At 64.1% G+C, this 24496-nt stretch carries 21 protein-coding genes; 12 read left to right on the forward strand and 9 right to left on the reverse strand.

The annotated features are described in order from the left end of the window. Positions 1-15: 15 nt before the first annotated feature. A complete protein-coding gene (gene alr, locus E0702_RS09165; RefSeq protein WP_132043054.1) occupies positions 16-1119 on the forward strand; it encodes an alanine racemase in 1104 nt (367 codons plus the stop codon). Positions 1120-1139: 20 nt separating this feature from the next. Next, positions 1140-2057 carry an LpxL/LpxP family Kdo(2)-lipid IV(A) lauroyl/palmitoleoyl acyltransferase gene (gene lpxL, locus E0702_RS09170; RefSeq protein WP_132043056.1) on the forward strand — a complete coding sequence of 306 codons (918 nt, stop codon included), beginning with the start codon at positions 1140-1142 and terminating at the stop codon, positions 2055-2057. A gap of 9 nt (positions 2058-2066) precedes the next feature. On the opposite strand, the gene E0702_RS09175 is transcribed toward lpxL, so the two are convergent. From E0702_RS09175 to E0702_RS09195, 5 genes are all read right to left on the reverse strand, one after another. After that, positions 2067-3404, reverse strand: coding sequence for a DUF2254 domain-containing protein (locus E0702_RS09175; RefSeq protein WP_132043058.1), 1338 nt, complete (start codon positions 3402-3404; stop codon positions 2067-2069). 119 nt (positions 3405-3523) lie between these two features. Further along, positions 3524-5185 (reverse strand): energy-dependent translational throttle protein EttA, encoded by a 1662-nt coding sequence (gene ettA / locus E0702_RS09180; RefSeq protein WP_132043060.1) that lies wholly within the window; start codon positions 5183-5185, stop codon positions 3524-3526. 94 nt (positions 5186-5279) lie between these two features. Then, a complete protein-coding gene (locus E0702_RS09185; RefSeq protein WP_132043062.1) occupies positions 5280-5483 on the reverse strand; it encodes a PA3496 family putative envelope integrity protein in 204 nt (67 codons plus the stop codon). Positions 5484-5680: 197 nt separating this feature from the next. Next, positions 5681-6115 carry a PAS domain-containing protein gene (locus E0702_RS09190; RefSeq protein ID WP_132043064.1) on the reverse strand — a complete coding sequence of 145 codons (435 nt, stop codon included), beginning with the start codon at positions 6113-6115 and terminating at the stop codon, positions 5681-5683. 174 nt (positions 6116-6289) lie between these two features. Continuing rightward, on the reverse strand, positions 6290-7603 hold the full coding sequence (locus E0702_RS09195) for an MFS transporter (protein ID WP_132043066.1): 1314 nt from the start codon (positions 7601-7603) through the stop codon (positions 6290-6292). Positions 7604-7706: 103 nt separating this feature from the next. Here E0702_RS09195 and E0702_RS09200 point away from each other — a divergent pair, with 103 nt between their 5' ends. After that, positions 7707-8579 carry a DMT family transporter gene (locus tag E0702_RS09200; RefSeq protein WP_132043067.1) on the forward strand — a complete coding sequence of 291 codons (873 nt, stop codon included), beginning with the start codon at positions 7707-7709 and terminating at the stop codon, positions 8577-8579. An 87-nt stretch (positions 8580-8666) separates the two neighbouring features. On the opposite strand, the gene E0702_RS09205 is transcribed toward E0702_RS09200, so the two are convergent. The 3 genes from E0702_RS09205 to E0702_RS09215 all read right to left on the reverse strand — a co-directional run bounded on the left by E0702_RS09205 (position 8667) and on the right by E0702_RS09215 (position 12061). Continuing rightward, positions 8667-10568, reverse strand: coding sequence for a bifunctional diguanylate cyclase/phosphodiesterase (locus E0702_RS09205; RefSeq protein ID WP_132043069.1), 1902 nt, complete (start codon positions 10566-10568; stop codon positions 8667-8669). 67 nt (positions 10569-10635) lie between these two features. Further along, the gene (locus E0702_RS09210; protein ID WP_240721705.1) at positions 10636-11271 is read right to left on the reverse strand and encodes a transglutaminase-like cysteine peptidase; all 636 of its coding nucleotides are present in this window, start codon (positions 11269-11271) and stop codon (positions 10636-10638) included. Positions 11272-11398: 127 nt separating this feature from the next. After that, positions 11399-12061 carry an arylesterase gene (locus tag E0702_RS09215; RefSeq protein WP_439952326.1) on the reverse strand — a complete coding sequence of 221 codons (663 nt, stop codon included), beginning with the start codon at positions 12059-12061 and terminating at the stop codon, positions 11399-11401. Between E0702_RS09215 and E0702_RS09220 the strand changes: the two genes are divergently transcribed. From E0702_RS09220 to E0702_RS09255, 8 genes are all read left to right on the forward strand, one after another. Continuing rightward, a complete protein-coding gene (locus E0702_RS09220; protein WP_132043073.1) occupies positions 12060-12776 on the forward strand; it encodes an ABC transporter ATP-binding protein in 717 nt (238 codons plus the stop codon). The genes E0702_RS09215 and E0702_RS09220 overlap by 2 nt on opposite strands. Then, positions 12773-15391 (forward strand): ABC transporter permease, encoded by a 2619-nt coding sequence (locus E0702_RS09225; protein ID WP_132043075.1) that lies wholly within the window; start codon positions 12773-12775, stop codon positions 15389-15391. The genes E0702_RS09220 and E0702_RS09225 overlap by 4 nt, the downstream gene beginning before the upstream one ends. Positions 15392-15483: 92 nt before the next feature. Further along, positions 15484-16644 (forward strand): hypothetical protein, encoded by a 1161-nt coding sequence (locus tag E0702_RS09230; RefSeq protein WP_132043077.1) that lies wholly within the window; start codon positions 15484-15486, stop codon positions 16642-16644. Between the two features lie 129 nt (positions 16645-16773). Further along, the gene (gene glyA, locus E0702_RS09235) at positions 16774-18039 is read left to right on the forward strand and encodes a serine hydroxymethyltransferase (RefSeq protein ID WP_132043079.1); all 1266 of its coding nucleotides are present in this window, start codon (positions 16774-16776) and stop codon (positions 18037-18039) included. A gap of 182 nt (positions 18040-18221) precedes the next feature. After that, the gene (locus E0702_RS09240; protein ID WP_132043081.1) at positions 18222-18989 is read left to right on the forward strand and encodes a FadR/GntR family transcriptional regulator; all 768 of its coding nucleotides are present in this window, start codon (positions 18222-18224) and stop codon (positions 18987-18989) included. Positions 18990-19054: 65 nt separating this feature from the next. Continuing rightward, entirely contained in the window at positions 19055-20089 is a 1035-nt protein-coding gene (locus E0702_RS09245; RefSeq protein ID WP_132043083.1) for a TRAP transporter substrate-binding protein, read from the forward strand. A 67-nt stretch (positions 20090-20156) separates the two neighbouring features. Next, positions 20157-20765: a TRAP transporter small permease subunit gene (locus E0702_RS09250; RefSeq protein ID WP_132043085.1), complete on the forward strand. Its 609-nt coding sequence runs from the start codon at positions 20157-20159 to the stop codon at positions 20763-20765. Beyond that, positions 20765-22066, forward strand: coding sequence for a TRAP transporter large permease (locus E0702_RS09255; RefSeq protein ID WP_132043087.1), 1302 nt, complete (start codon positions 20765-20767; stop codon positions 22064-22066). Before E0702_RS09250 ends, E0702_RS09255 begins: the two co-directional genes overlap by 1 nt. An 86-nt stretch (positions 22067-22152) precedes the next feature. On the opposite strand, the gene E0702_RS09260 is transcribed toward E0702_RS09255, so the two are convergent. Beyond that, positions 22153-22689 (reverse strand): gluconokinase, encoded by a 537-nt coding sequence (locus tag E0702_RS09260; RefSeq protein ID WP_132043089.1) that lies wholly within the window; start codon positions 22687-22689, stop codon positions 22153-22155. Positions 22690-22905: 216 nt separating this feature from the next. Here E0702_RS09260 and E0702_RS09265 point away from each other — a divergent pair, with 216 nt between their 5' ends. After that, a complete protein-coding gene (locus tag E0702_RS09265) occupies positions 22906-24315 on the forward strand; it encodes an MBL fold metallo-hydrolase RNA specificity domain-containing protein (protein ID WP_132043091.1) in 1410 nt (469 codons plus the stop codon). The last annotated feature ends 181 nt before the right edge of the window (positions 24316-24496 follow it).

Consider the following 24496-nt stretch of genomic DNA (forward strand, 5'->3'; position numbering starts at 1 on the left):
GTTCAGGAGTTTGCCATGGCCCGGCCGCTGATCGCCGAGATCGACCTCGACGCCCTGCGCCATAACTATCGTCTCGCCTGTGAGTGCTCGCCCCTCAGTCGCAGCGTCGCCGTGATCAAGGCCGATGCCTACGGGCATGGTGCGGTTGCCTGTGCACGAGCCCTGGAGGACATCGCGCCCGCCTTTGCGGTGGCCTGCATCGAAGAGGCGGTGACGCTGCGCGAGGCGGGTATCACCGCCCCCATCGTGCTGCTCGAGGGCATCTTCAGCGCGGATGAAATGAGCCAGGTGGATGCGCTTGGTCTGTGGATCGCGGTACACAGCGACTGGCAGATCGACGCCCTGCTGGGGCAGCGACTCTCGCGGCCGGTGCCGGTGTGGCTCAAGGTGGACTCCGGCATGCATCGTCTGGGCTTCTCGCCCGAACGTGCACAGGCGGCATGGCAGCGTCTGGCGGCGGCGCCGGAGCAGGCCTTTGACCTCCACCTGATGAGCCACTTCGCGACCGCGGATCGGGTCGATGGCAGCTATTTCAAGCGTCAACTGGCCCAGCTCGAGTCCCTGTCAGAACGCCTGGGGGCGCCGCTGTGTCTGGCCAACTCGCCGGCGACCCTGGCGCACCCCGAGGCCCATGGTGCCTGGAATCGCCCGGGGGTGATGCTCTACGGCAGCGATCCCCTCGAGATGCCCAACGCCTTGACCTCCCGGCTGTTGCCGGTGATGACCCTGCGCTCGGCGATCATCGCCGTACGTGAGCTTCCTGCCGGTGAGCCGGTAGGGTACGGCGGGCGCTGGGTCACCCCCCGGCCCTCACGCATCGGCGTGGTGGCGGCGGGATACGGTGATGGCTATGATCGCCATGCCGTGGACGGCACCCCGGTGCTGGTCGCGGGCCAGCGCACCGTCATTGCCGGCAAGGTCTCCATGGATATGCTCACCGTGGATATCACCGATATTCCCGAGGCGGATATCGGCAGCGAGGTCGTGCTGTGGGGTCGGTCCACCAACGGCGAGGTGCTGTCGGTGGATGAGGTGGCCCACCACTGCGATACCATCAGCTACACCCTGCTTACCGGGGTGCTGCCCAGGGTGCCGAGGCGGTATCATGGAGCGTCTTGAAAGCCCGACAGGAACCGAACATGTCCAGGGACGCTCCTGACCGCCCCAACTTCGCTCACCCCCGTTACTGGCCGGTCTGGTTGGCCATTGCCGCCATGCATATCGCGGCCTTGCTTCCCTGGCGCTTCAAGCTGTGGGCCGGCAAGCTGATCGGCCTGGCCGCTCAACGCCTCGCCGGGCGGCGCCGGCATATCACCGAGACCAATCTCAGGCTCTGCTTCCCTGAGCTCAGTGATGAGGCGCAGCGCCGCCTGGTCAGAGAGACCTTTATCGCCAACGGCATCGGTCTCATGGAGACCGCAACGGGCTGGTGTCGAGATCCTGAGCACCTTCGCCATCGCGTCGTCTTCAAGGGCCAGGAGCATCGTGCCCGGCTGGAGGCGGAAGGGAGGGGGGCGTTGATCCTCGGGGTGCACTTCTCGACCCTCGACCTGGGTGCCGCCCTGCATTCGCTCTATTTTCGGGCCGACGCCGTGCAGCGACCCCATGACAATCCGCTCTTCGCCCGCTTCATGGGGCGTGCCCGAGCCCCCTACTTCGATGCGGTAATCGACCGCCACGACCTGCGCGGCGTGGTGCGTCGCATCAAGGCGGGGCATGCGGTCTGGTACTCGCCTGACCAGGACTTTGGCCGGGATGTCAGCGTCTTCGCGCCCTTCTTCGGTATTCAGGCGGCCACGGTGAAGATGACCGCACGCATCGCTCGCATGACCGGCGCGCCGGTGATACCGCTGGTCTTCCACCGCAACGCCGATAATCGCACCTATACCCTCGAGTACCTGCCGCCACTCAGAGACTTTCCCAGCGATGATGAAGTGGCCGATGCCGCCCGCATCAATGCCGTGATCGAGGCGGCGATCCGCCAGCACCCCGAACAGTATCTGTGGCTGCACCGGCGCTTCAAGACACGCCCGGAAGGGGAGCCCTCTCCCTACTGACGTGGCGAGTCAGGAGAGGCGGGGCAGGGTATCCGGCAGCGAGAGGCGATGGGAGCCGCGATTCAATTGATCCGAGACGAAGCGCCGATCCAGGGGGTGATCTGCCGTTTGGGCGAGCGCTTCCACCACGCGATCGGCATGGGCCTGGAGTGTCTTGATATCCTTGTTATCGGCGAACTGAGAGAGGGTCTTCAGTGATCTCAGCAGCTCCAGGCCGATGCTCAGGTCTGCTCCGCCGTAGGTCAGGATGGGCTGGAAGAGCCGAAAAACCAGGCTGTCGAACTCCTCTACCCGCCAGGTCACTCGGCAGACGCCGTCCTGGTCGAAGAGCGCGTCACAGGGCCGCCACTCCAGGCGTCGGCGCAGCAGGTCGGTGAGGCGATGCAGGCACAGCCGGGCAGTGCCGGGGTCGTTGATCCCCGGTGACAGTGCCTTGAGGGCCACCTCCATCAGCTGCGTCATGCCGAACACGTAGTGCTCGCCGATCGACTCCCCCTCCATATAGGTCAGCGTGGCGCGCACCTCATCGCACCAGTCCGAATCGGGCGCTTCCGGGGCTTCCAGCGAGAGGATCGGCATGCCCGCCACCACGTAGTCGCCGAAGTGGAAATGCAGGTGCAGGGTGCCCTCGGCACGCTCCGCCAGGGTTGCCAGGGTAGTGAGGTCGGCATTCAGCAGATACCCCGCCTGCCGGGCATTTACAGGGTGATAGGGGTGATCGGAGGTGGTGGGGGAGATGCAGGTAGAGAGGGTTCGCCACTCCTCGCCATTCTGGCAGGACTGCAGGGATTGCATCGAGCTGAGGGTAGTCCGGTGCAGGTCGGCCGCCACGGCGTCGACCTGTATCGACTGGGAGGCGTTGTGGATGAAGTAGACGAACAGGGCGAGACAGTGAATGACCATGAGGCAGGCGAGGTAGATCGCCAGCGTCCGCCAGGTCGCGATGCCCTCGGTGACATCCGGGGTCATCAGCAGCACCAGGGCAAAGAGGATGGTGCCCAGATAGTGACCCAGGACTCTCTGATGATGCCGCTCCGATATCAGGCCAAATACCAGCTTATGGGAGAATTGACCGCCGGCCTGGGAGAGTACCGACATCACCATCGAGAAGCTGAATACCATCAACGAGATCATGCCGCCAAGCAGGGCGGCGAGCAGCGAGCGGGTGCTTTCCGGTGGCTCGATCAGCTTGACCAGCAGGGAGGGAAGTTGCTCGTCGGAGATCGGCAGAAAGAGTGACACATAGGCCAACACCGCATAGGCCAGCGCCAGCAGAGAGGGCAGGTAGGCAATACTCTGCCGAAAGGTCTTGAACAGATGAATGGGCCAGTACAGCAAGACGCGCATGATAGAGTCCTCGCGATGATTGACTCCCTTATGGCCTGTCGCGTGGCAGGGAGCAACCCCACACAGCGAAAACGCCCCCTGCCTGTCGGGCGAGGGGGCGATAGTGCGGTCTTGAGACGTCAGGCGTCGATGCGCTTGTACTTCATGCGATGCGGGGTGTCATCGCCGACACGCTTCTTGTGATCTGCCTCATACTCGGTGTAGTTGCCCTCGAAGAACTCCACATGCGAGTCGCCCTCGAATGCCAGGATATGAGTGGCGATCCGGTCGAGGAACCAGCGATCGTGAGAGATCACCAGGGCACAGCCGGGGAAGGCCAGCAGGGCCTCCTCGAGGGCGCGCAGGGTCTCGATATCCAGGTCGTTGGAAGGCTCGTCCAGCAGCAGCACGTTGGCCCCCTGCTTGAGGGTCTGGGCCAGCTGCAGACGACCCCGCTCACCGCCGGAGAGCTCGTTGAGCCGCTTCTGCTGATCGTTGCCCTTGAAGTTGAAGCGACCCACATAGGCCCGTGAGGAGACCTCATAGCCGTTGATGTTGAGCATGTCCTGGCCGTCGGAGACGGCTTCCCACACGGTCTGCTTGTCATCCAGGGCGTCACGCAGCTGTTCGACATAGGCGATATCGACGGTCTCGCCGACCACCACCTCGCCGGTGTCGGGCTGCTCCTTGCCGGTGATCAGCTTGAACAGCGTCGACTTGCCCGCGCCGTTGCCGCCGACGATACCGACGATGGCACCGGGCGGAATGGTGAAGTCCAGGTCCTCGTAGAGCAGCTTGTTGTCGAAGGCCTTGGAGACGCCGTGGAACTCGATGACCTTGTCGCCGAGCCGCGGGCCGGGCGGAATATAGATCTCGTTGGTCTCGTTGCGCTTCTGGAAGTCGCCGGACTGCATCTCCTCGAAACGATTGAGGCGCGCCTTGCTCTTGGCCTGGCGACCCTTGGCGTTGCTGCGCACCCACTCAAGCTCATGCTTGATGGCCTTGTTCCGCGAGGCCTCCTGCTTGGCTTCCTGCTCGAGGCGCTTCTCCTTGGCTTCGAGCCATCCCGAGTAGTTGCCCTCGAAGGGGATGCCCTGACCGCGGTCGAGCTCGAGGATCCAGCCGGCCACGTTGTCGAGGAAGTAGCGGTCGTGGGTGATCGCGACCACGGTGCCGCTGTAGTCATGCAGGAAGCGCTCGAGCCAGGCCACGGACTCGGCGTCCAGGTGGTTGGTGGGCTCGTCGAGCAGCAACATGTCGGGGCTTGAGAGCAGCAGGCGGCACAGCGCCACGCGGCGCCGCTCACCCCCCGAGAGATTGCCGACGCGGGCATCCCAGGGCGGCAGGCGCAGGGCCTCGGCGGCCACCTCCAGCTTGCGGTCCAGGTTATGAGCGTCCGAGGCCTCGATGATATTTTCCAGACGAGCCTGTTCGCTGGCCAGGGCATCGAAGTCGGCATCCGGCTCGGCATAGGCGGCGTAGACGGCGTCGAGTTTCTCCTGGGCATCCTTGATCTCGCCCAGCGCCTCTTCCACGGTCTCGCGAACGTTCTTGTCGTCGTCGAGCTGGGGCTCCTGGGGCAGGTAGCCGACGTTGATGCCCGGCATGGGGCGCGCTTCGCCCTCGAATTCGGTGTCGACGCCTGCCATGATGCGCAGCAGGGTCGACTTGCCGGCGCCGTTGAGGCCCAGTACGCCGATCTTCGCGCCCGGGAAGAAGGAGAGAGAGATATCCTTGAGGATCTGCTTCTTGGGGGGCACGATCTTGCCCACCCGGTTCATGGTGTAGACGTATTGCGCCATGGAGTTCCACTTGGTTGGAGGATTGGCTGACCCACGGATGATAGTGCCCGCAACGGGTAAAGGCCAGCCACTGGAGTGAGCGCTCGGTCGGGGCCTACTCCTCTTCGTCGATCGCCCAGTCATCCTCGATGGCACGACGCAGGCGCCGCTCCTCTAGCAGTGACTCCACGCGGCGTCGGGCGCGCAGGGTGTCGGCGCGACTGGAGGCGCGGGGCGGAGCGTAGTCGTCATCGTTCATTGCATCAGCGGATTCCCGATCAGTGTCATCATCGGAATCGAGAAGGTGTTCACGGCGCATGTGGCGTTCCTCCCATGGCCAGTGGTCGACCCGTGCCGACCGATCACATATCGCTTCTCTTCCCCGTGCATCCGTGGAATCCGAAGCGCCCAGGCAACTCGGTCACAACACTCGGTCACAACATGGCTGCCTGGGCGCTATATAATGCTAAAAATCGAGAAGTGCAAGCCCTTTGGGTGCGATATCGTTCAGGGTGGTCAATCCAGGCCGTGCTCGGCCTTGACGCGCTCCAGTTCCTGCTGGGCCTCGACTCGCTCGGTAACGTCCTTCTGCACGCCGATGTAATAGGTAAGGTTGTCGTCCTCGTCGTGGACCGGCGTGATTGAGAGTTCATTCCAGAACAGGGTGCCGTCCTTGCGATAGTTGCGCAGTATCGTTCGGCAGGGGCGCCCCTCGGCCAGCGCCTTGCGAATGGTGACAAGCCCCTCCTGGTCACGATCATCGTTCTGCAGGAACCGACAGTCCTGATAGAGGATCTCGTCGGCACTGTAGCCGGTCAGGCGCTCGAAGCCCTGGTTGACATAGATCAGGATAGTCTCGTCGCCCTCCTGTTCGGCAACCACGATGCCATCATCGGAGGCGTCGACGATGCGCTCGAGCAGGTCCGGGCTGATCAGTGGAGATCGTTTCATGTTAAGCATTCCATTATGGGGCTGTTACCGGCGCTGATCCTGTCCTGGCCACTGGGCTGACGGCATGCCAATTGCGGTCAAGTGTGCCTGTTATCATGGCCAGCGACCGCGTGGATTTCAATTCGGCATGCTGCATACCCTGGCTTTTCCGTGTCATCTGCTTGCTCCGTCTCTTTACTCCACCTCGGGCAGCCGGCTGGCGCTGGCGGCGGCGGCCAGCGCCATGGCGGCGAGTATCACCAGCAGGGCCGGGCTGCCCAGCCACTGGCCGAGGGCACCGACCGCTCCACCCACCGCCAGCAGCAGTGCCCCGGTGATGGTGTTGGAGAGCGCCACGTAGAGGGCGCGGTTGTCGCCGCTGGCCATGTCGACCACATAGGTCTTGCGACCCAGCCGCACCCCGGCGTGTACGACCACCAGCAGCGCATAGACCAGCGCATAGGGCCATACCGTCCGGGTCCAGTCGCCCGGCAGCCAGGCGATGGTGGCGCCGAGCAGGCAGCAGGCCGCTGCCCCCAGGCCAGCATCGCGCATCACCCGTCGGCTCGAGGCATCGGCGCGCTTTCCCCATACCGGGCTTGCCAGCATGCCGGCGAGTCCCGACACCACGATCAGCACCCCCAGGCCTCCCAGTTCGGTGCCACTCTGCTGCTGGCCGAGCAGTGCCACCCAGGGCAGTGCCAGGGCGCTGGCCAGGAGCAGGGTGCGCGAGATATTGAAGTGCAGGAAGGCGCGATCCTCACGCAGCAGGCGCAGGCCTAGCTTGATGCTGTCCCAGGCATTCTCGCCGCCCTCCACGGCACCAGGCGCCTCATGGATACGCGCCGCACACAGGGCATTCAGCGCCCAGCCCAGCGCCGCCACCCCGAGCAGCACGGCCAGGGCGACCTCCCCCTGGCGGTCCTCGAAGAGCATCAATACGCCGCCGGCGGCCAGGGTCACGGCGCCCGCCACGCTGCCGCTCCAGCCCATCAGATTGCCACGGCGCTGCTTGGCGATGGTCTTGCCCAGCACATCCTTGGTGGCGATGGAGGAGAGCCCCCGGGCCAGCGAGAGCGCCACCAGGGCGACAAGCACCAGGCTGCCGCCGATGCCGCCGGAGCCGAATAGCGCCAGCAGGGCCAGGCACGCCGCGGCTGCCGCCTGGAGCAGCCCACCGGCCACCCATACCCACTTGCGCTGGGGCTTGAGGCGGATGAAGCCGGCCACGAACAGCTGTGGCAGCAGGGCGCCGGACTCGCGGATCGGCACCAGCAGGCCGATCATCCAGAGGGGGGCACCGATCACCCCCAGTAGCCAGGGCAGCACCAGCCGCGCACTGGACAGCTCGTCGGCCAGCTTGTTGCCCAGCGAGGCGATCAGATGCAGGAAGAAGCTGCGTGGCTGCTCGTCGCACGCCTCGTCGGGGATGTCCTTGCACATCCGGCTGTCATCGTCGCCGGTCAGCCACTCATAGAGGCGGTGCTGACTGATATCGGGTGCGGCCATGGGGGCTCCTCGCTGGTAGGATGGTGGCCCATTGTCGCGACAGGGAGGCCGCCGTGTCATCTATCAGATTCTTCGACTGCTCTAGACGCATGCAGGTGTCACCATGACCCGCGATGGTCAGGCCATGCTCTACGGCCTCGGCGCGGTGGCACTGTGGTCCACCGTGGCCACCGCCTTCAAGGTGGCGCTGGGGTACATGACCCCGCTGGAGCTGATGTGGCTCGCCTCGTTGGTCTCATGGGCGCTGATCGGCATCCTGGTGGCACGCGAGGGACGACTGGGCCAGGCGTTGCGGCGGGGCTGGCGTACCGCCGCCTGGGCCGGGCTGATGAACCCGGTGGCCTACTACCTGGTGCTGTTCGGTGCCTATGACCGCCTGCCTGGGCAGGAAGCCATGGCGCTCAACTATACCTGGGCGTTGGCCATGGCGTTTCTGGCGGTACCGCTCCTCGGCCAGCGATTGACGCGTATCGATGTGCTGGCGGGCCTTGTTGCCTACGCCGGGGTGTGGGTGATCGCCACCCGTGGCGCCATCTTCGATGTGGCCTTCGCCGATCCGCTCGGGGTCGGAATGGCGCTGGCCTCGACGCTGGTCTGGGCGCTCTACTGGCTGCTCAACGCCCGTGACCATCGGCCCCCGCTGGTGGCCCAGTGGCAGAACTTCAGCGTCGGAGTGCCGGTGTTGACGCTGCTGCTGATCGCCGGCCCCGGGTTCGAGTGGCATGGCTGGCCGGCGCTCGGAGCCGGTGTCTATGTGGGACTGTTCGAGATGGGGATCGCCTTCGTGCTGTGGCAGCTCGCCGTGCACGGCGTGTCGCGAACGGCCAAGGTCTCCAACCTGATCTTCCTCTCGCCGCCGGTATCGCTGCTGTTGCTCTACCTGGTGGTGGGTGAGCCGATTCTGCCCTCCACCCTGATCGGCCTGGTCCTGATCCTCGGCGGACTCGGGCTGCAGCAGTGGCAGAAGGCGCCTTGAGTCAGGGTCTTCGACGAGGCCATTGAGTCGCGCGAGTCGAACCGGAAGCGTTGACTGTGTGATCCTTCATGAGCGCTCTCGGCGGTGCTACAAGCGAACGCCGGGACCGGTGACGCCATCCAGACCGAGGTCGAGCACCGTTTGCCACTCGGTGTCGTTGGCAACACCCTCGGCAATCGTCAGCACGCCCAGGGAGCGACAGAGGGTCGCCATGCCAAGCAGGACCGTCTGCTGCTCCTGGCTCGTTTCGATGCCCTGAACCAGACTGCGGTCGAACTTCAGGAAGGAGAGGCCGCTACCCTGCAGCTCGCCGAGGCGAGAAAACTCGTTCCCCACATGCTCCAGACCAATACGGCAGCCTAGCGGCAGCAGCACCCTGCACAGCAGACGGAATCGCTCCGGGTCGCGCAGGGCGGCGGATTTTGGCAGCTCCAACCACAGTAACCGGGCCTGTTCGGGGTGTGCCTTGAGCAGGTCTGACAGACGAGTAAGGAAGTGTGCATCGCGAATCGAGGCGAGCGAGAGGTTGATTCCGAGGGGAGTGTGGTCACGGACGATGGAATCGATGGCGGTCTTGGCAACTGCCAGGTCGAGAGACGTGGTGAGTGCGAGACGCGATATCCAGGGCATGAAGGTGCCCGCCGCTCGCCACTCGCCCTTGAGGTGAAGGCGAGCGGGGCTCTCATGATGTAGCAGATTGCCGTGGGCATCGATCACCGGGAAACTGGCCAGCCGGGGCCCCTGTGCGATGGCGCGTTCCAGGGCGTTTCGCCAGTCGGCGCGGTTGGTATAGAGCAGATTGCCGGGTTGGCTCTCGACCCACTGCTGACCCAGGCCGTCCTGGGCTTCGGCGGCGGCCAGGGCGGCATCCAGGCCGGCCATCAGCGTGCTGATGGTATCTTCAGGTGCATAGTGACAGAGGGCCGAGAACAGCTCCAGTTCCCGCGAAGTCTCGCTGTTCCGCAGGGCCTCCAGCTCGGCGGTCAGGGCCTTGCCCAGTGCGCCGTTGTTCTCGCTACCCGGTATCAGAAGAGCAAAGTCGCCGCTATTCAGGCGGCCTACGACGCCATCGCCCTGGGTCTGGACGACCCTGTGAAGGCGTTGGCTCAGGTTCTTGAGCAGTGCCTTGGTGGGGGCCCGCCCCAGATGCTGGTTGACGTCGGGAAGCTGATTCAGGCGCACCATCGCCAGGCAGCCACTGGCGCGCTCATCGTTGCTTTCGAGATGCGCAGCCAGCTGGGTCATGAAAGCATCGCGTCCCAGGGCGCCAGTCGCTTTATCCTGCTGCAGCCGGCGGCGCAGTTTGTCGAGCTTCTCGCTCTCGCTATGCAGCATCTGCCTGACGGAATTGGAGAGCCGGTTCATGGCCTGAACCACCTGGCGCAGCTCCCGAGTCCGCGGCTCGGGGCTGTTAGTAAAGTGTCGTGCGCCGATATCCCGGGCCTGGGCGATCACGGTTTCTAGTGGCTTGCGGATGGTTCTCACGATCCAGCCGGCGAGCAGCAGGCCGACCAGAGCGGCCAGGCCGAACCAGGCGACCAACCGTATGGTGCCGTGCCATAGGGACTGGTAGGCGAAGCCATGCTGGCTCTGCAGGGTCAGGGTACCGTATTGTTGCCAACCGTTCTGGATCACCGCCTGGCTGGAGGGGATATCGAAACGTACCAGGTCGACGAACCAGCCAGGCACCTTATCGACAGGGTCGTCGGCCTCGCGCCGAGCAATCAGCTCTCCACCGGGGGTGTGCAGTTCGATCAGCTGGTAGTGACCGGTATCGAACTGAGCGGCCATCAGCAGTTCGATAACGACCGGATCCTTGTCCAGTTGGCTTATCGAGAGTGCCAGGGCATTGACGTTATCGATATTCTTGATCCGAATTTCCTGCTCAGTGTAATTCCGCAGAGCCGTTAGCCCGATCGCCAGGCTGCCGCCCAGGGCTAGTAGCAGGATCACCAGAATCGTGATCCACAGTTGTTTTATCAGCGACATGGCGGCCACTCCCCTGCAAGGTTTCGCGGTGAGAACAAGGCGGTTGGTATCGTGATGCAGAGGAAAATCATAAAAACCCCTGCTCCTGCATCCGAGTCAGTGCGCTGCTCCACCGCGACAGGCGCTGTACCGGATTGGCGGTTGACCGTGTCGAGCCGGCGGCCCATAAGCCATCGCTGTTGAAGCTGAATACGGGGTCCAGATCGACCCGCTGGGCAGCGGGTGTGATCGTGGTCAACAGGTTGTCGAGGACCAGAGGCTCGCTGGTGGGTGTCTCGTAATAACCCACCACCATGTGTGCCTGGGTAACCCGTCGACGTCCGATGCGGGCACGCACATAGATCATGCGTAGCTGCCGGGTCGGCACACCAAGGTGCGTAAGGGTGATGTACTTGGCAATGGAGAAGTCTTCGCAGTCGCCCTGGGCCTTGCCCATGGTCTCCAGCGGCGTGGCCCAATAGTCTTCCTGGCCCCAGATATCGATATCATCCAGCCAGCGAATGCGTCGGTTGAAGAAGTCGTTGGTGTCGCGAAGCTGCGTCCGCAAGGGTTGGCTGGCCAATCGCTCGAGTAGGGTGAACCACTCCTCAAGGATTGTGCTGCCCGAGTCGCCATAGCGGGTACGCATCACCAGGCGTAGCTGGTCGGGCCTGAAGCTTCCCGCGGCTGTCCCCGGCCAGCCGCCGATACATAGCGTCGTCAACAGAGCCAAGCCTCCACCGAGCAGACCACGACGCGAGTAGCGTAATTGTGAATGCGGCGGCGAAGGCATGGGCAGGGTCCAGAAATGGGGGCTGTCTCCACTAAACCGGCAGCAGGTGAGTTAAGGTTTAGTCTGATACCAGGTCCAGATCAATCTCCAGCAACGTCATCAGTTTGGGCCATACATTCTCCAGAATGATGGGTTGGCCGGCGGCGGTGGGGTGAATGCCGTCCTCCTGCATCAGATTGTCATCCAGAGCCACGCCATCGAGCAGGAAAGGCACCAGCGGTAGTTCGAAATCATCGGCCAGGCGGCGGTAGACCCCGGTGAAGGCGTCGCGATAGGCCCGACCATAGTTTGGGGGGATATCGATCCCCAGCAACAGCACCTCGGCATCGGCCGCGTGACTGGCCTCGATCATGCGCCGCATGTTGGCCTCGAATTGGCCGGGAGGCAGGCCGCGCAGGCCATCGTTGCCACCCAGTTCGAGAAGAACGATGTCGGGGGCATGCTGTCCGAGAAGCTCGGGTAAGCGGCTTGCCCCGCCGCCTGTGGTCTCGCCGCTGATGCTGGCGTTGATCACCCGCGCCTTGTTCTCCAGCCTCGCCTGCAGCAGGCTGACCCAGCCACTGTCGGCCTCGATACCGTAGGCGGCACTCAGGCTGTCGCCCATCACCAGCAGGGTGGGACGCTCGTCGGCCTGGACCACGGTGAGACCCATCGACAGGGCCAACGCCAGCAGCCAGGTGATGAGATGGCGCAACGCAACTTCAGGGAACTTTTTCATCATGAACGCGACCTCTCGTACGGATATGACGCCGATTCTACACGCCGAGCATCTGATCAAGCAGGTGAGAAGCGGTGAGCGAAAACTCACCATTCTGAGTGATCTGGCCGTCTCGGTGTTCCCCGGGGAAACGCTGGCGATTCTCGGCCAGAGTGGTGCCGGCAAGTCGACCCTGTTGGGGCTGCTGGCCGGACTCGATCTGCCCACCGGCGGTGAGCTGGCGATGTTCGGCCAGCGCCTCGCCGACCTCGACGAGGATGGTCGGGCGCGGTTGCGTGCCGGCCGTGTCGGCTTCGTGTTCCAGAACTTTCAGCTCCTGCCGACCCTGACCGCCCTGGAGAATGTGCTGCTGCCGCTGGAACTTTCACCCCGTGCGGACAGCGAGCAGCGTGCCAGGGAGTGGCTGACCCGCGTGGGACTAGGCGAGCGCCTCGACCATCTGCCCAAGCAGCTCTCCGGTGGCGAGCAGCAGCGGGTGGCCCTGGCGCGCGCCTTCGTCACCGGTGCCGAGCTGGTATTCGCCGATGAGCCCACCGGCAACCTCGACCCCGAGACCGGAGAGCGCATCATCGATGCCCTGTTCTTGCTTAACCGCGAGGCCGGGACCACCCTGGTGCTGGTGACCCACGACCACGCCCTGGCGCGGCGCTGTGACCGCTGCCTGCGCCTCGATCACGGCCGTCTGGAGGAGATGCGGCTCGACGAGGTGGACGCATGAGTCTCTCCATTCTGCGCCTGGTGCGTTTCTCGGTCCGGGGGCTTGCCCGCGACCTGCGCGCCGCCGATGTGCGTGCGCTGTTCATCGCCCTGGCCCTGGCGGTGGCTGCCTCCACCATGATCGGCTTCTTCCTGGACCGGCTGGACCGCGGCCTGACCCGTCAGGCCAGTCAGCTGCTGGGCGGTGATCTGGTGCTGGAGCAGGGGCGCCCCTTCGATGCCGAGTTGCGTGCCACCCTGGAGGAGGCGGGGCTGGTGCTCAGCGATCAGGTCGACATGGTCTCCATGATCAGCCTGGGTGACGCCTTCCAGCCCGCCAGCCTCAAGGTGGTGGATGACCGCTATCCCCTCTATGGCGGGGTACATGTCGACCAGGGGGAGGGGCTCGAGGTGGTGGCTCACGGCCCGACTCCGGGAGAGGTGTGGCTGGCGCCCCGCCTGGCATTGCTGCTCGAGGCCGAGATCGGCGACCGTGTACGCCTGGGCGAGAGCGAGCTGACCGTCGGTGGCGTGGTGGAGCGCGAACCGGATCAGTCCGCGGGCTTCGGCAGCTTCAACCCGCGGCTGATGATGCATCGTGACGACATGGCGGCCACCGAGCTGGTCCAGGATGGCTCGCGGGTGGGTTTCGAGCTGCTCGGTGCGGGGCCGCCGGCTATCCTCGACGACCTGGCGCCGCTGCTGGAGCGGCTGCGCCGCAACGGCGTCGAGGTCCGCGACGTGCGTCGCGACCGTCCCGGGCTCGGCAGTGCCCTGGAGCGTGCCGAACGCTACCTGAGCCTGGCCGGGCTCGCCGCCGTGCTGCTGGCCGGGGTGGCGGTGGCGATGTCTACCCGACGCTATGTCGATCGCCATCTGGATACCGCCGCGCTGCTGCGCTGCTTCGGCGCCACCCAGGGCGAGTTGAGCCGCCTGTTCGGCCTGCAACTGCTGTGGCTGGCGCTGGCGGCCTCGCTGCTGGGAGCTCTGCTGGGCCTGGCCGGTCAGGCCGCGCTGCTGGCGCTGCTGACGGCACTGCTGCCCATGGAACTGCCGCCCCCGGGTGCGCTGCCGCTATGGCTCGGGGTGTTTACCGCCCTGGCGGTGCTGGTAGGCTTCGCCGGTCCCACCCTGCTGCGACTCAAGAGGGTCAGCGCCCTCAAGGTGCTGCGCCGCGAGCTCGACCCGCTGCCCGCCTCGGCCTGGTTGGTGGTGGCGGTAGCCAGCGGCGTATTCGGTGGGCTGCTGTGGCTCTACTCGGGTGACCCGGGTCTGGCGTTGGGCCTGCTGCTGGGCGGCCTGGTGATGCTGATGGTGCTGTGGGGGCTGGGTTCGCTGCTGCTCGGCGGCGTGTTGCGCCTGGCGGCCCGCCTGCCGCGTGACGGGCGCGAGGCGGGTGTGGCCCAGGCGCTGCGGCTGGGCGGTGCCCAGCTGGCACGCCGACGCACCGCGAGCCTCGGCCAGCTGCTGGCCTTCGCGGTCACCTTCTTCGCCATGGCGATGATCGCCCTGGTGCGTGGTGATCTGCTCTCCACCTGGGAGGCGCAGCTACCCGCAGAGACGCCAAACTATTTCGCCATCAATATCCAGCCCCACGAGCGCGAGGCCTTCGCGGCATCCCTCAGCGGTGCCGCCGATGCCCGCAGCGCTCTCTACCCCATGGTGCGCGGGCGTATCACCGCCATCAACGACATGACGCCGCGCGAGGCGGTGCCCGCCGAGGCGCGCGGCGACAATGCCCTGCGCCGTGAGCTCAACCTCACCTGGCGTGAGACGCTGCCGGAGGGCAATCGCCTGGTCGCCGGCACCTGGTTCGACAAGCAGCGAGGTAGACAGGAGAGTGGACAGGATGGCAGCGAGCCCAGCGACTGGTATGCCGAGGTGGCCAGCGAGGCCGCCACGTCGCCCGAGGCCGAGCGGGTGCCAATCTCCGTGGAGGATGGCCTGGCCGAGCGACTTGGCCTGGGGTTGGGAGACACCCTGACCTTTACCATCGGTGCCGCCGAGATCGTCGGCGAGGTGAACAGCCTGCGTGACCTGGACTGGGACAGCTTTCGCCCCAACTTCTTCGTCATCTTCCCGCCCGGGGTGCTGGAGCGCTTCGGCCACAGCTATATCACCGCCTTCCATCTCGACGACGCGGAACGCGAGGTGCAGCGTGGCCTGGTGCGCGACTTTCCCGGCGTGACCCTGCTCAATGTCGATGCCATCCTCGCCCAGGTGCGAGACCTGCTGAGCCGGGTCACTCGCGCCGTGGAAGTGGTGCTGATCTTCGTGCTGCTGGCCGGCGTCAGCGTGCTCTACGCGGCGCTGACCGCCAGCTTTCCGGTGCGCGCCCATGAGAGTGGCCTGCTGCGAGTGTTCGGTGCCGGTAATCGCCTGCTCTCCCGGATACAGGGTGCGGAGTTTGCCATTCTCGGCCTGTCCAGTGGTCTGATGGGGGCGCTGCTTGCCGAGCTGGCCGCCGCGGCGCTCTACCTGGCTTGGCTCGATCTCGCGCCGCGCCTGCATCTTTGGCTATGGCTGGTGCTGCCACTGGGCGGGGCCCTGTTGATCGGGGCCATCGGGCATCTGCTCTCCCGGAATTTGCGCCGCCAGGCTCCTGCCATCAGCCTGGGGCTGTTGGGCGAGACTTGAAAGGGCCTTGACGGCCAGGGGCATCGCAAGTGAAGAATAGTTCTCTAGTCTAGACTGTGGCCTGATTCCACGATCACACAGGAGGTGATCCCATGCGATTCCCGAATACCACTCTGCCACGCCTGGCCCTGCCCCTGGCGCTCTCCCTGCTGGCCAGCTCGTCCGTATTCGCCGATGCCGAGCGTCTCGGCAGCGACCTGCGGGCTCTGGTCGCCGAGCATGGCGAGCTTACCATCGGCGACCTCTCCACCTCGCTGCTGGGCGGGGAGACCCGCGCCGAGGATCTGCGCTTCGAGAGCCATGATGGCGAGACGCTCTTGATCGAGCGTTATGTGGTCGAGGGGGACTACGCGCATCCGGATACCGTCACCCTCGAGGGCATCCGTGTTGAAGGCATCGAACTGGAGGGTGCTCCACAGGAGCTCGAGGAAGACCTGTTGCTGAACATCGGCAGCATCGTGGTGGAGGCGCCTGGCAGTGCCGTGCCGCCTCTCGACGACGAGACGCTGGCGGAGCAGTGGTTCCAGGTGATAAGCCTGGCCGAACTGAGCCTCGATCATCCCGAGGGGAAGCTGGCGTCCCTGGTAGGGCTCGAGCTGGACGGTAACTTCGAAGACGAGGAGGGCGGGCTGTCACTCGAGGCGCTGAAGGTCGACCTGAACCGCCTGATCGCGCTTGCGCCCGAAGAGGAGCGTACCCAGATGCGCATGGTCAGCAATGTACTGACCGACGGTAGCGGTCAGCTTCGCCTGGATGGCGGCTTCGATGCCCAGTGGGCGCCTTCGGGTGAGCGGGAGGGGCGCCTGGTCAGCAATGGCGAGTTGGCCCTGCGCGATGCGCTGTCCCTGGCCCTCGATCTGGAGAGTCTGCTGGCCTTGCCGGAAGGGGCGGAGGTTGCCGAGCTGATGGCTGACGGAACACTGCTGGAAGAGGCCAGCCTCGGGGGCGGTCATCTGGTATTGAGCCTCGCCGAGCGAGGCCTATTCGGGCGTTTGATGACCCTGGGAGCGACCATGGAGGGCGTCAGTGAAGCCGAGTATCTCGAGAAGGCGCGGACCCAGGCCGAAGGTTTCGGGATGATGTTCGGTCCTCAGGTGAGCGACCTGCTCCATGGCCTGGTCGACCTGATGGCCGGAAGTGCCGAGGAGCTGGTGGTCACCCTGGACCTGCCCGCCGAGGAGCGTCTCGAGAGCTTCGCCGAGGATCCCTTGGCACTGCCCGAGCGCTTTGCGATGCAGGTGGAGGCGCGCTGACCCCGGGAACAGACCGGGAAAATGAGTGCTTCGCGATCAGGGGTGACATCGATTCATGTGAAAGGGGCGGGGGGCTGGGGTATCATGCCGTGATTGACTCAACCCCCCGTGATACGAGGTTTTCTGCCGATGTTCAGCCGTGACATGACGATTGCCGGTTTCGATGACGCCCTCTTTGATGCCATGCAGAAGGAGGTGCAGCGTCAGGAGGCGCACATCGAGCTGATCGCTTCCGAGAACTACGCCAGCCCCCGGGTCATGGAAGCCCAGGGCAGCCAGCTGACCAACAAGTACGCGGAAGGCTATCCCGGCAAGCGTTACTATGGCGGCTGTGAGTATGTAGATATCGTCGAGCAGCTGGCCATCGACTACGCCAAGGAGCTGTTCGGTGCCACCTATGCCAACGTTCAGCCCCACTCCGGTTCCCAGGCCAACGGTGCCGTCTTCCAGGCACTGGTCAAGCCGGGTGATACCATCCTCGGCATGAGTCTCGATGCCGGTGGCCACCTCACCCACGGGGCCAAGCCCAACTTCTCCGGCAAGCACTACCATGCGGTGCAGTACGGGATCGACGAGTCCGGTCGCATCGATTACGACGAAGTCGCCAAGCTGGCCCGTGAGCATCAGCCCAAGATGATCATCGCCGGCTTCTCCGCCTACTCCCAGATCATCGACTGGGGCAAGTTCCGCGAGATCGCCGATGAGGTGGGCGCCTATCTGCTGGTCGACATGGCCCATGTGGCGGGCCTGGTGGCTGCCGGTGTCTACCCGAACCCGCTGCCCCATGCCCATGTGGTGACCACCACGACCCACAAGACCCTGCGTGGGCCGCGCGGTGGCCTGATCCTCTCCAGCGAGAATGATGAGCAGATCGAGAAGAAACTGCAGTCCGCGGTCTTCCCGGGTGGCCAGGGCGGTCCCCTGGAGCACGTCATCGCGGCCAAGGCGATCTGCTTCAAGGAAGCGATGGCACCCGAGTTCAAGACCTATCAGCAGCAGGTGGTCAAGAACGCCCAGACGATGGCCGGCGTGTTCCTCGAGCGAGGCTATGACATCGTCTCCGGTGGCACCGAGGATCACCTCTTTCTGCTCTCGTTGATCAAGCAGGAGCTGACCGGCAAGGATGCGGATGCCGCCCTGGGCCGTGCCCATATCACCGTCAACAAGAACGCCGTGCCGGGCGACCCCCAGAGCCCCTTCGTCACCTCCGGGCTGCGCATCGGTACCCCGGCGGTGACCACCCGGGGCTTCGGCGAGGGCGAGTGCAGGGATCTGGCCGGCTGGATCTGCGACATTCTCGATGTGATGGCCAAGGGGGAAGACACCGCAGCCATCGAGGCTGAGGTCAAGGCCAGGGTCGAGGCCGTCTGCGCCGAGTTCCCGGTCTATCGCTGATCACGACTGACGGGTCCTCCGGGGCCTGTCCGTCGCCGCGCCTTATTTCAAGACCCCGCCAGGCACTCCGCCTGGCGGGGTCTTGCCTTCTGGGGTCGACTAAAGTCTAGCGGCGGATGGTCGCAATCTGTTCCACTCTATGTCGGACATAATGTGCGAAAGGTCGAACAGAGTCATTCTCCATGCCGATACCGCAGAAACCCGACATCGCCGAGGACTTGGCGCGCGGCATCTTCGCCGGAGATTACGTACCGGGCAGCTTTCTGCCCCGAGAGGTCGACCTCTGTGTCACCTACGGTGTCAGCCGAAGCACGGTGCGCAGCGCGCTTCAGCAGCTGGTCTCGGGGGGCATGGTGGTACGAATCTCGGGGCAGGGCAGCCGGGTGTGTGAGCTGACCGACTGGCATCTGCTCGACCCACGGGTCAGCGACTGGATGGCACGCTTCGCCCAGCCCAACCCTCGCATTCAACGCGATATCTTCGCCTTCCGCGTGGCGGTAGAGCCTTTCATGGCACGCCTGGCCGCCGAAAACGCCACCGCCGCCGACCTGTTGGCCATCGAGACCGCCTGGCACAACATGATCGGTGCGCTGAGCTCCCCCGACCGCCGGTGGGCAGGGCGTAGCCACGACGAGCATGATGTGGCGTTCCACGAAGCGATCTTCGCGGCCACCCACAACCTGCTGTGGTCCCAGCTTAGCCATATGCTCAAGCCGGCCATCGGCCTGCTGGTGGAGACTTCCAATCACAGTGCCGCGGAGCTTAGCGACAGCATGGAGCGCCACCGTCTGCTGATGGAGGCCATTCGCCTGCGTCAACCGGAACAGGCGGAGCAGGCGGCACTGTCGGTGCTTGAGCGCACCGGCCTCGACCTGGGCTTCGCCAGTCTCTTCGATCACTTACCTCCTCGGCTGCGCCTGCCTGGTGCGGTCGAGCCCCCGCCGGGCTGAACGTCCGGCCATCACGGCAATCGCCAACCATGTGCTAGCTCGAACACCATAACAAGGAGTCATCCATGCCATTGCTCAAGCCGTTACCCACCTTCGCCCTCAAGGGGCTCACGGCCGTCGTCCTCGGTGCCGTGACATTGTCCGCCCAGGCAGCGGAGTACGAGTGGACCTTCCAGACCTCCGAGACCGCCGGTGAGCCGCAGTTCGAGCTCAAGAAGGCGTGGGCCGACAACGTCAACACCATGTCCGGCGGGCGCATCGAGATCGAGATCCTGCCGGTCAACGCCGTGGTCCAGGCCAACCAGACCCTGGACGCCGTACAGTCCGGTATCCTCCAGGGCCACCTGACCGATCCCAGCTACTTTTCCGGCCGCGATCCGGCCTTTGGCATGCTCGGCAATCTGGTCGGCGCCTGGGGGGATCCGCTGGAGTTCCTCGAGTACATGAACCACGGCGGCGGCGAAGCGCTCTACAACGAGCTGGTCAATCCGTATGGCGTGCAGTTGATCGGTGCCGCCGCCACCGGCCTGGAGTCCTTCCCCTCCACCCGGCCGATCCGCACCGTTGAGGACCTCGAGGGCCTCAAGGTGCGCGCTCCGGAGGGCATGGTCTACAACATCTTCGAAAAGGCCGGTGCCGCCCCGGTGAACCTGCCGGGCTCCGAGGTCTACACCTCACTGGAGAAGGGGGTGATCGATGCCGCCGACTACACGGTGTTCTCCACCAACCACAGCCAGGGCCTGCATAGCTTCGCCAACTACCCCAACTACCCGGGGTTTCACTCGCTGCCCATGGTTTCCGTCTCTATGAACAAGGAGATCTGGGATGGGCTGCCCGAGGATCTCCGAGCGATCCTCGAGACCTCGGTGGACAAGCTGGCCTACGAGATGGTGTTCGAGCTCAAGAAGCTGGATCTCGAGGCCGTGGCCGAGGCACGTCAGGATCCCGAGATCGAGCTGATCGACATGGCCCCGGAGGAGCGCGCCAAGTTCCGCAACATTGCCAAGGAAGAGTGGGCCGCCTGGGCCGAGCGCAGCGAGATGAACCAGAAGGTATACGACTCCGTGGTCGCGTTTCTTCAGGCGCGCAACCTGATGTAAGCCGGTTTGTTCATCACCACGTCGCCGCTCGGATCTCCTTCCGGGCGGCGTTCGACCGAGATACAGCATGACTCAACCCCCAAACGAATCCCGACATCGCGGGCACGGCGAGTCGGACGAACAACGCCAGAAGAGCGGTTCCGAACGTACCGCCCTGGATCGCCTGGTGGCTCGTGGCGCACGCGGTGCCGCCTGGCTGGTGCTGGTGGCCATGGCCATCAGCGTGGTCGAGGTATTCCTGCGTTACGGCTTCAACACCCCGACCTCCTGGGTACACGAATCGGTGGTCTTCCTGGTGGCGGTGAGCTTTGCCCTGGCCGGTCCCGCAGCCCTGGCCCGTAATGCCCATATTCGCGTGCGCGTGCTCTATGACAGTGCCGGGCCGTGTCTCAAGTGCTGGATGGATCGCTTCAACGACCTGGTGACCCTGGGCTTCTGCCTGGCCATGAGCTATGCCGCCTTTCACATGTTCTGGCGAGCCTCTCACAACCCGTTCGGCGAGTGGCAGCTGGAGCGCTCCGGAACTTCCTGGAACCCTCCTTTTCCGGCGCTGGTGAAGGGGGTGATCCTGTTTGCCCTGGCGCTGATGACGTTGCAGGCGCTGCTCCACCTGGTGCAGTCGCTGCGTGCCCGTCCTGCCGACCCTGAGTCGGTCGACAACGAGGAGGTGCGCTGATGGATATCGGGACGGCCACAATCGTCATGATCGCCGCCATCTTCGGCCTGCTGGTGACTGGCCTGCCGCTGGCCTTTATCACCGGTCTGGTGGCGATGGTGTTCACCTTCGGCTGGTTCGGCGAGATGGCGCTGCCGCTGGTCACCAGTCGAGTCTTCAGCTTCATTACCGAGTACTCGCTGGTGGCGGTGCCGATGTTCGTGCTGATGGCCTCGCTGCTCGACCGCTCGGGCATCGCCAAGGATCTTTTCAATGCCATGCGGGTCTTTGCCGGGCGGCTACCCGGGGGCGTGGCGGTGCAGACCATCGTGGTGGCCTTCTTCCTCGCCGCGCTGTCGGGGATTATCGGCGGCGAGATCGTGCTGCTCGGCATCCTGGCATTGCCCCAGATGCTGCGCCTGGGCTACGACAAGCGGCTCTCCATCGGCGTGGTATGTGCGGGTGGCGCCTTGGGCACCATGATGCCGCCGTCGATCGTATTGATCATCTACGGCCTGATCGCCAGCGTCTCCATTGCCGAGCTGTTTACCGCCGCGATCACCCCGGCGGTGATTCTGATGGGCTCCTACATCGCCTACGTGTTGGTGCGTTGTCTGAAGAATCCCGAGATGGGGCCGCCATTGTCTGCCGATACCCAGGACAACCCCTTCGACAGCAAGCTCGAGGCGGCCAAGGCGATTCTGCTTCCGGGCATGATCGCGTTCCTGGTGCTGGGCACCATCTATGGAGGGATCGCCTCGGTGACCGAGGCGGCGGCCATGGGGGTGTTCGGGGTCATGCTGGCCATCGTGCTGCGTGGCGAGTTCAGTATCGGCATGCTGCATCATAGCCTTGGCCAGACGCTCAATACCTGCGGCATGATCATCTGGATCGGCATCGGTGCCGCGGCCCTGGTGGGAGTCTATAACCTGATGGGTGGCAACCGCTTCGTCTCGGGGATGATCCTGGGCATGGAGGTGGCGCCCATCGTCATCATCCTGGTGATGATGGCGATCATGCTGGTGCTCGGGCTCTTTCTCGACTGGATCGGCATCGCCATGCTGGCCCTGCCGATCTTTCTGCCCATCGTTACCCAGCTGGGGTACGACCCGATCTGGTTCGGCATCCTGTTCGCGGTAAACATGCAGGTCTCCTTCCTGTCGCCGCCGTTCGGACCCGCGGCCTTCTATCTGAAGAGCGTGGCCCCGCCGGAAATCAGTCTGAAGGATATCTACCTTTCTGTATTACCCTTCATGGCGATTCAGCTACTGGTGTTGGCGGCACTTCTCGTCTGGCCACAGCTGGCAATATGGCCGCTATAGATGAGTGCAGGAAGAAGCAAAAGGAGGAGGCCTAAGCCTCCTCCTTTTCTTTGTATAAGGTTTCGGGAAGGGAAGGAGTTGGTGAGCTATAAGGCGCTTAGATGTTGGGTGAATCTCTCTACAATTTCCAGGGGAGGCAGGGCAATGTCGAGGCACAAGGCTTCGTTGTCGTCCGGAGGTTCCAGGGTCTGAAGCTGGCTATCCAGCATATGGTCACCCTGGAAGAAGTGATCCTGTCGGGTATGCAGTCGTTTCAGCAGAAGCTCGCGGCTGCCGTCCAGGTAGAGGATCTTCAACTCCGGCGCACCGCTACGCAGGGTGTCGCGATAGCGACGCTTGAGGGCGGAGCAGCCGATGACCAGTGCACGACGCTGGCGACGGTAGTCGCGATAGAAGTCGGCCAGCGTCGCTAGCCACCCTTCACGGTCTCCATCGGTGAGGGGCTCACCCCGCGACATCTTGGCGATACTGGTAGGGCTGTGGTGGTCGTCGGCATCGATGAAATCGGCCGATATCGCCTCGGCGAGTAGCCGGCCGATGAAAGACTTTCCCGACCCCGAGACACCCATGACCAGCACGAGATGAGGGGGTGTCGATATCCTGTAATGGCTCTCAATGGTCATGTTTGAAGCACGGTAATTACGTGTGTTGATAGATTAAAACTGCCGGCAGGGCTAGGCAAGGAAATTGTCGTTTTATTGGCAATAGACGCCTGGCGAATATCCTTTGGGCGAATCCATTGTTGAGGATAGGTATCGTGCAGGCGTGGATCTATTATGCTGAAGGGAAAGTAAGCCATGGAAAGCCATGGCAATCCATGGCGAAAAGGAGGCATATCCATGTCGACCCTGACGTTCCAGGGTGCGGTGAAGGAGGTCACCGGCTCCCGTTACCTGCTCGAGGTAGATGGCAACGGCCGCCCCCGTAAATTGCTGCTGGAGTGCGGTCTGCACCAGGGCGGGGTAGATGCCGACCGAGCCAACGAGGCGCCCTTCGGCAAGTTGGTGGGAGAGCTCGAGGCGGTGGTGCTCTCCCATGGCCACCTGGACCACTCGGGCCTGCTGCCCAAGCTGGTGCGCGAGGGCTACCGTGGTCCGATCCACTGCACCCGCGGCACCCGGGATCTGCTCGAGATCATGTTGCAGGATGCGGCCTTCGTGATGGCCAAGGATATCGAGTGGGAGAACAAGTGGCGCAAACGCAACGCCAAGCCGCTGTTGGAACCGCTCTATGAGATTGACGATGTCGAACAGACGCTGTCTCAGTGCGTCTCTCACCCCTATGGCCAGCCGGTGCACCTGCCCGGCGGGGTGACCCTGGTATTTCGCGATGCGGGGCATATCCTCGGTTCGGCCATCGTCGAGCTTACCATCCCCTCCGGTGGGCAGCAGAAGCGTCTGGTGTTCTCGGGGGACCTTGGCAACCCCAGTTCGGTGTTGATGAAGGAGCCGGAGAAGGTCTTCGATGCCGACCTGGTGCTGATGGAGAGCACCTATGGCGATCGTGATCACCGCCCTTTGGAGGAGACCATCGAGGAGTTTGCCAGCGTGCTGGAGGAGGCGCATGCCGACGGTGGCAATGTGCTGATTCCCGCCTTCGCGGTGGGACGCACCCAGGAGATTCTCTATCACCTCAGTGTGCTTTATCACCAGGGCCGCCTGCGCCAGCAGCTGGTGTTTCTCGACAGTCCCATGGCGATCAAGGTCACCGAGCTCTACCATCGGGCGCGCAAGGCGCTGGATCCCGAGGATCTCAAGGTGCTCAACAAGGCGTCCAGCGGTGACACTGCACAGTATCTGCCGGTACTGCGCATGACGCGCACGGTGGAGGAGTCCATGGCTATCAACCGCATCCGTGGCGGGGCCATCATCATCGCCGGTGCCGGCATGTGCAACGGTGGCCGCATCGTCCACCACTTCCGCTACAACCTGGAGGCATCGGCCACCCGGCTGGTGATCGTCGGTTTCCAGGCCGGTGGCACCATCGGTCGCCAGATCGTCGACGGCGCCGAACGCATCCGCGTACTCGGTCAGGATCTGGCGGTTAAGGCAAGGGTGCACACCATCGGTGGCTTCTCCGCTCACGCCGGACAGAGCCAGCTGATCGGCTGGGCCGGCGCCTTCCGCAACCATCCGCGCTTCTTTCTGGTACATGGCGAACCCGAGACCCAGAAGGTGCTCCAGGCCGCGCTTGCCGAGAGCGATATCGAGGCACAGATTCCGGGCTACGGCGATCGAATCGAGCTGTAGTGCCGCGACAACCGGCCGTTTGCCGTCGTCCACGGCCTGGTACGTGAGGTTCACCGACCGGCTGATAGGTGCGCGGCAGACGGCCTAGCCCTCGCCGAATTTATTTGACCTATATCAAGGTGTGGCCACATGCCCCATGGCAACGCCGCGCAGGTAGACTACTCTTGGATAACGCCAATAA

The sequence above is a fragment of the Halomonas marinisediminis genome, assembly GCF_004347715.1.
GTDB lineage: Bacteria > Pseudomonadota > Gammaproteobacteria > Pseudomonadales > Halomonadaceae > Halomonas > Halomonas icarae.

Bases quoted from the DNA above. Each gene is read 5' to 3' on its own strand.
- alr (WP_132043054.1), top strand. From the start codon at position 16: ATGGCCCGGCCGCTGATCGCCGAGATCGACCTCGACGCCCTGCGCCAT.
- lpxL (WP_132043056.1), top strand. From the start codon at position 1,140: ATGTCCAGGGACGCTCCTGACCGCCCCAACTTCGCTCACCCCCGTTAC.
- E0702_RS09175 (WP_132043058.1), bottom strand. From the start codon at position 3,404: ATGCGCGTCTTGCTGTACTGGCCCATTCATCTGTTCAAGACCTTTCGG.
- ettA (WP_132043060.1), bottom strand. From the start codon at position 5,185: ATGGCGCAATACGTCTACACCATGAACCGGGTGGGCAAGATCGTGCCC.
- E0702_RS09185 (WP_132043062.1), bottom strand. From the start codon at position 5,483: ATGCGCCGTGAACACCTTCTCGATTCCGATGATGACACTGATCGGGAA.
- E0702_RS09190 (WP_132043064.1), bottom strand. From the start codon at position 6,115: ATGAAACGATCTCCACTGATCAGCCCGGACCTGCTCGAGCGCATCGTC.
- E0702_RS09195 (WP_132043066.1), bottom strand. From the start codon at position 7,603: ATGGCCGCACCCGATATCAGTCAGCACCGCCTCTATGAGTGGCTGACC.
- E0702_RS09200 (WP_132043067.1), top strand. From the start codon at position 7,707: ATGACCCGCGATGGTCAGGCCATGCTCTACGGCCTCGGCGCGGTGGCA.
- E0702_RS09205 (WP_132043069.1), bottom strand. From the start codon at position 10,568: ATGTCGCTGATAAAACAACTGTGGATCACGATTCTGGTGATCCTGCTA.
- E0702_RS09220 (WP_132043073.1), top strand. From the start codon at position 12,060: ATGAACGCGACCTCTCGTACGGATATGACGCCGATTCTACACGCCGAG.
- E0702_RS09215 (WP_439952326.1), bottom strand. From the start codon at position 12,061: ATGATGAAAAAGTTCCCTGAAGTTGCGTTGCGCCATCTCATCACCTGG.
- E0702_RS09225 (WP_132043075.1), top strand. From the start codon at position 12,773: ATGAGTCTCTCCATTCTGCGCCTGGTGCGTTTCTCGGTCCGGGGGCTT.
- E0702_RS09230 (WP_132043077.1), top strand. From the start codon at position 15,484: ATGCGATTCCCGAATACCACTCTGCCACGCCTGGCCCTGCCCCTGGCG.
- glyA (WP_132043079.1), top strand. From the start codon at position 16,774: ATGTTCAGCCGTGACATGACGATTGCCGGTTTCGATGACGCCCTCTTT.
- E0702_RS09240 (WP_132043081.1), top strand. From the start codon at position 18,222: ATGCCGATACCGCAGAAACCCGACATCGCCGAGGACTTGGCGCGCGGC.
- E0702_RS09245 (WP_132043083.1), top strand. From the start codon at position 19,055: ATGCCATTGCTCAAGCCGTTACCCACCTTCGCCCTCAAGGGGCTCACG.
- E0702_RS09250 (WP_132043085.1), top strand. From the start codon at position 20,157: ATGACTCAACCCCCAAACGAATCCCGACATCGCGGGCACGGCGAGTCG.
- E0702_RS09255 (WP_132043087.1), top strand. From the start codon at position 20,765: ATGGATATCGGGACGGCCACAATCGTCATGATCGCCGCCATCTTCGGC.
- E0702_RS09260 (WP_132043089.1), bottom strand. From the start codon at position 22,689: ATGACCATTGAGAGCCATTACAGGATATCGACACCCCCTCATCTCGTG.
- E0702_RS09265 (WP_132043091.1), top strand. From the start codon at position 22,906: ATGTCGACCCTGACGTTCCAGGGTGCGGTGAAGGAGGTCACCGGCTCC.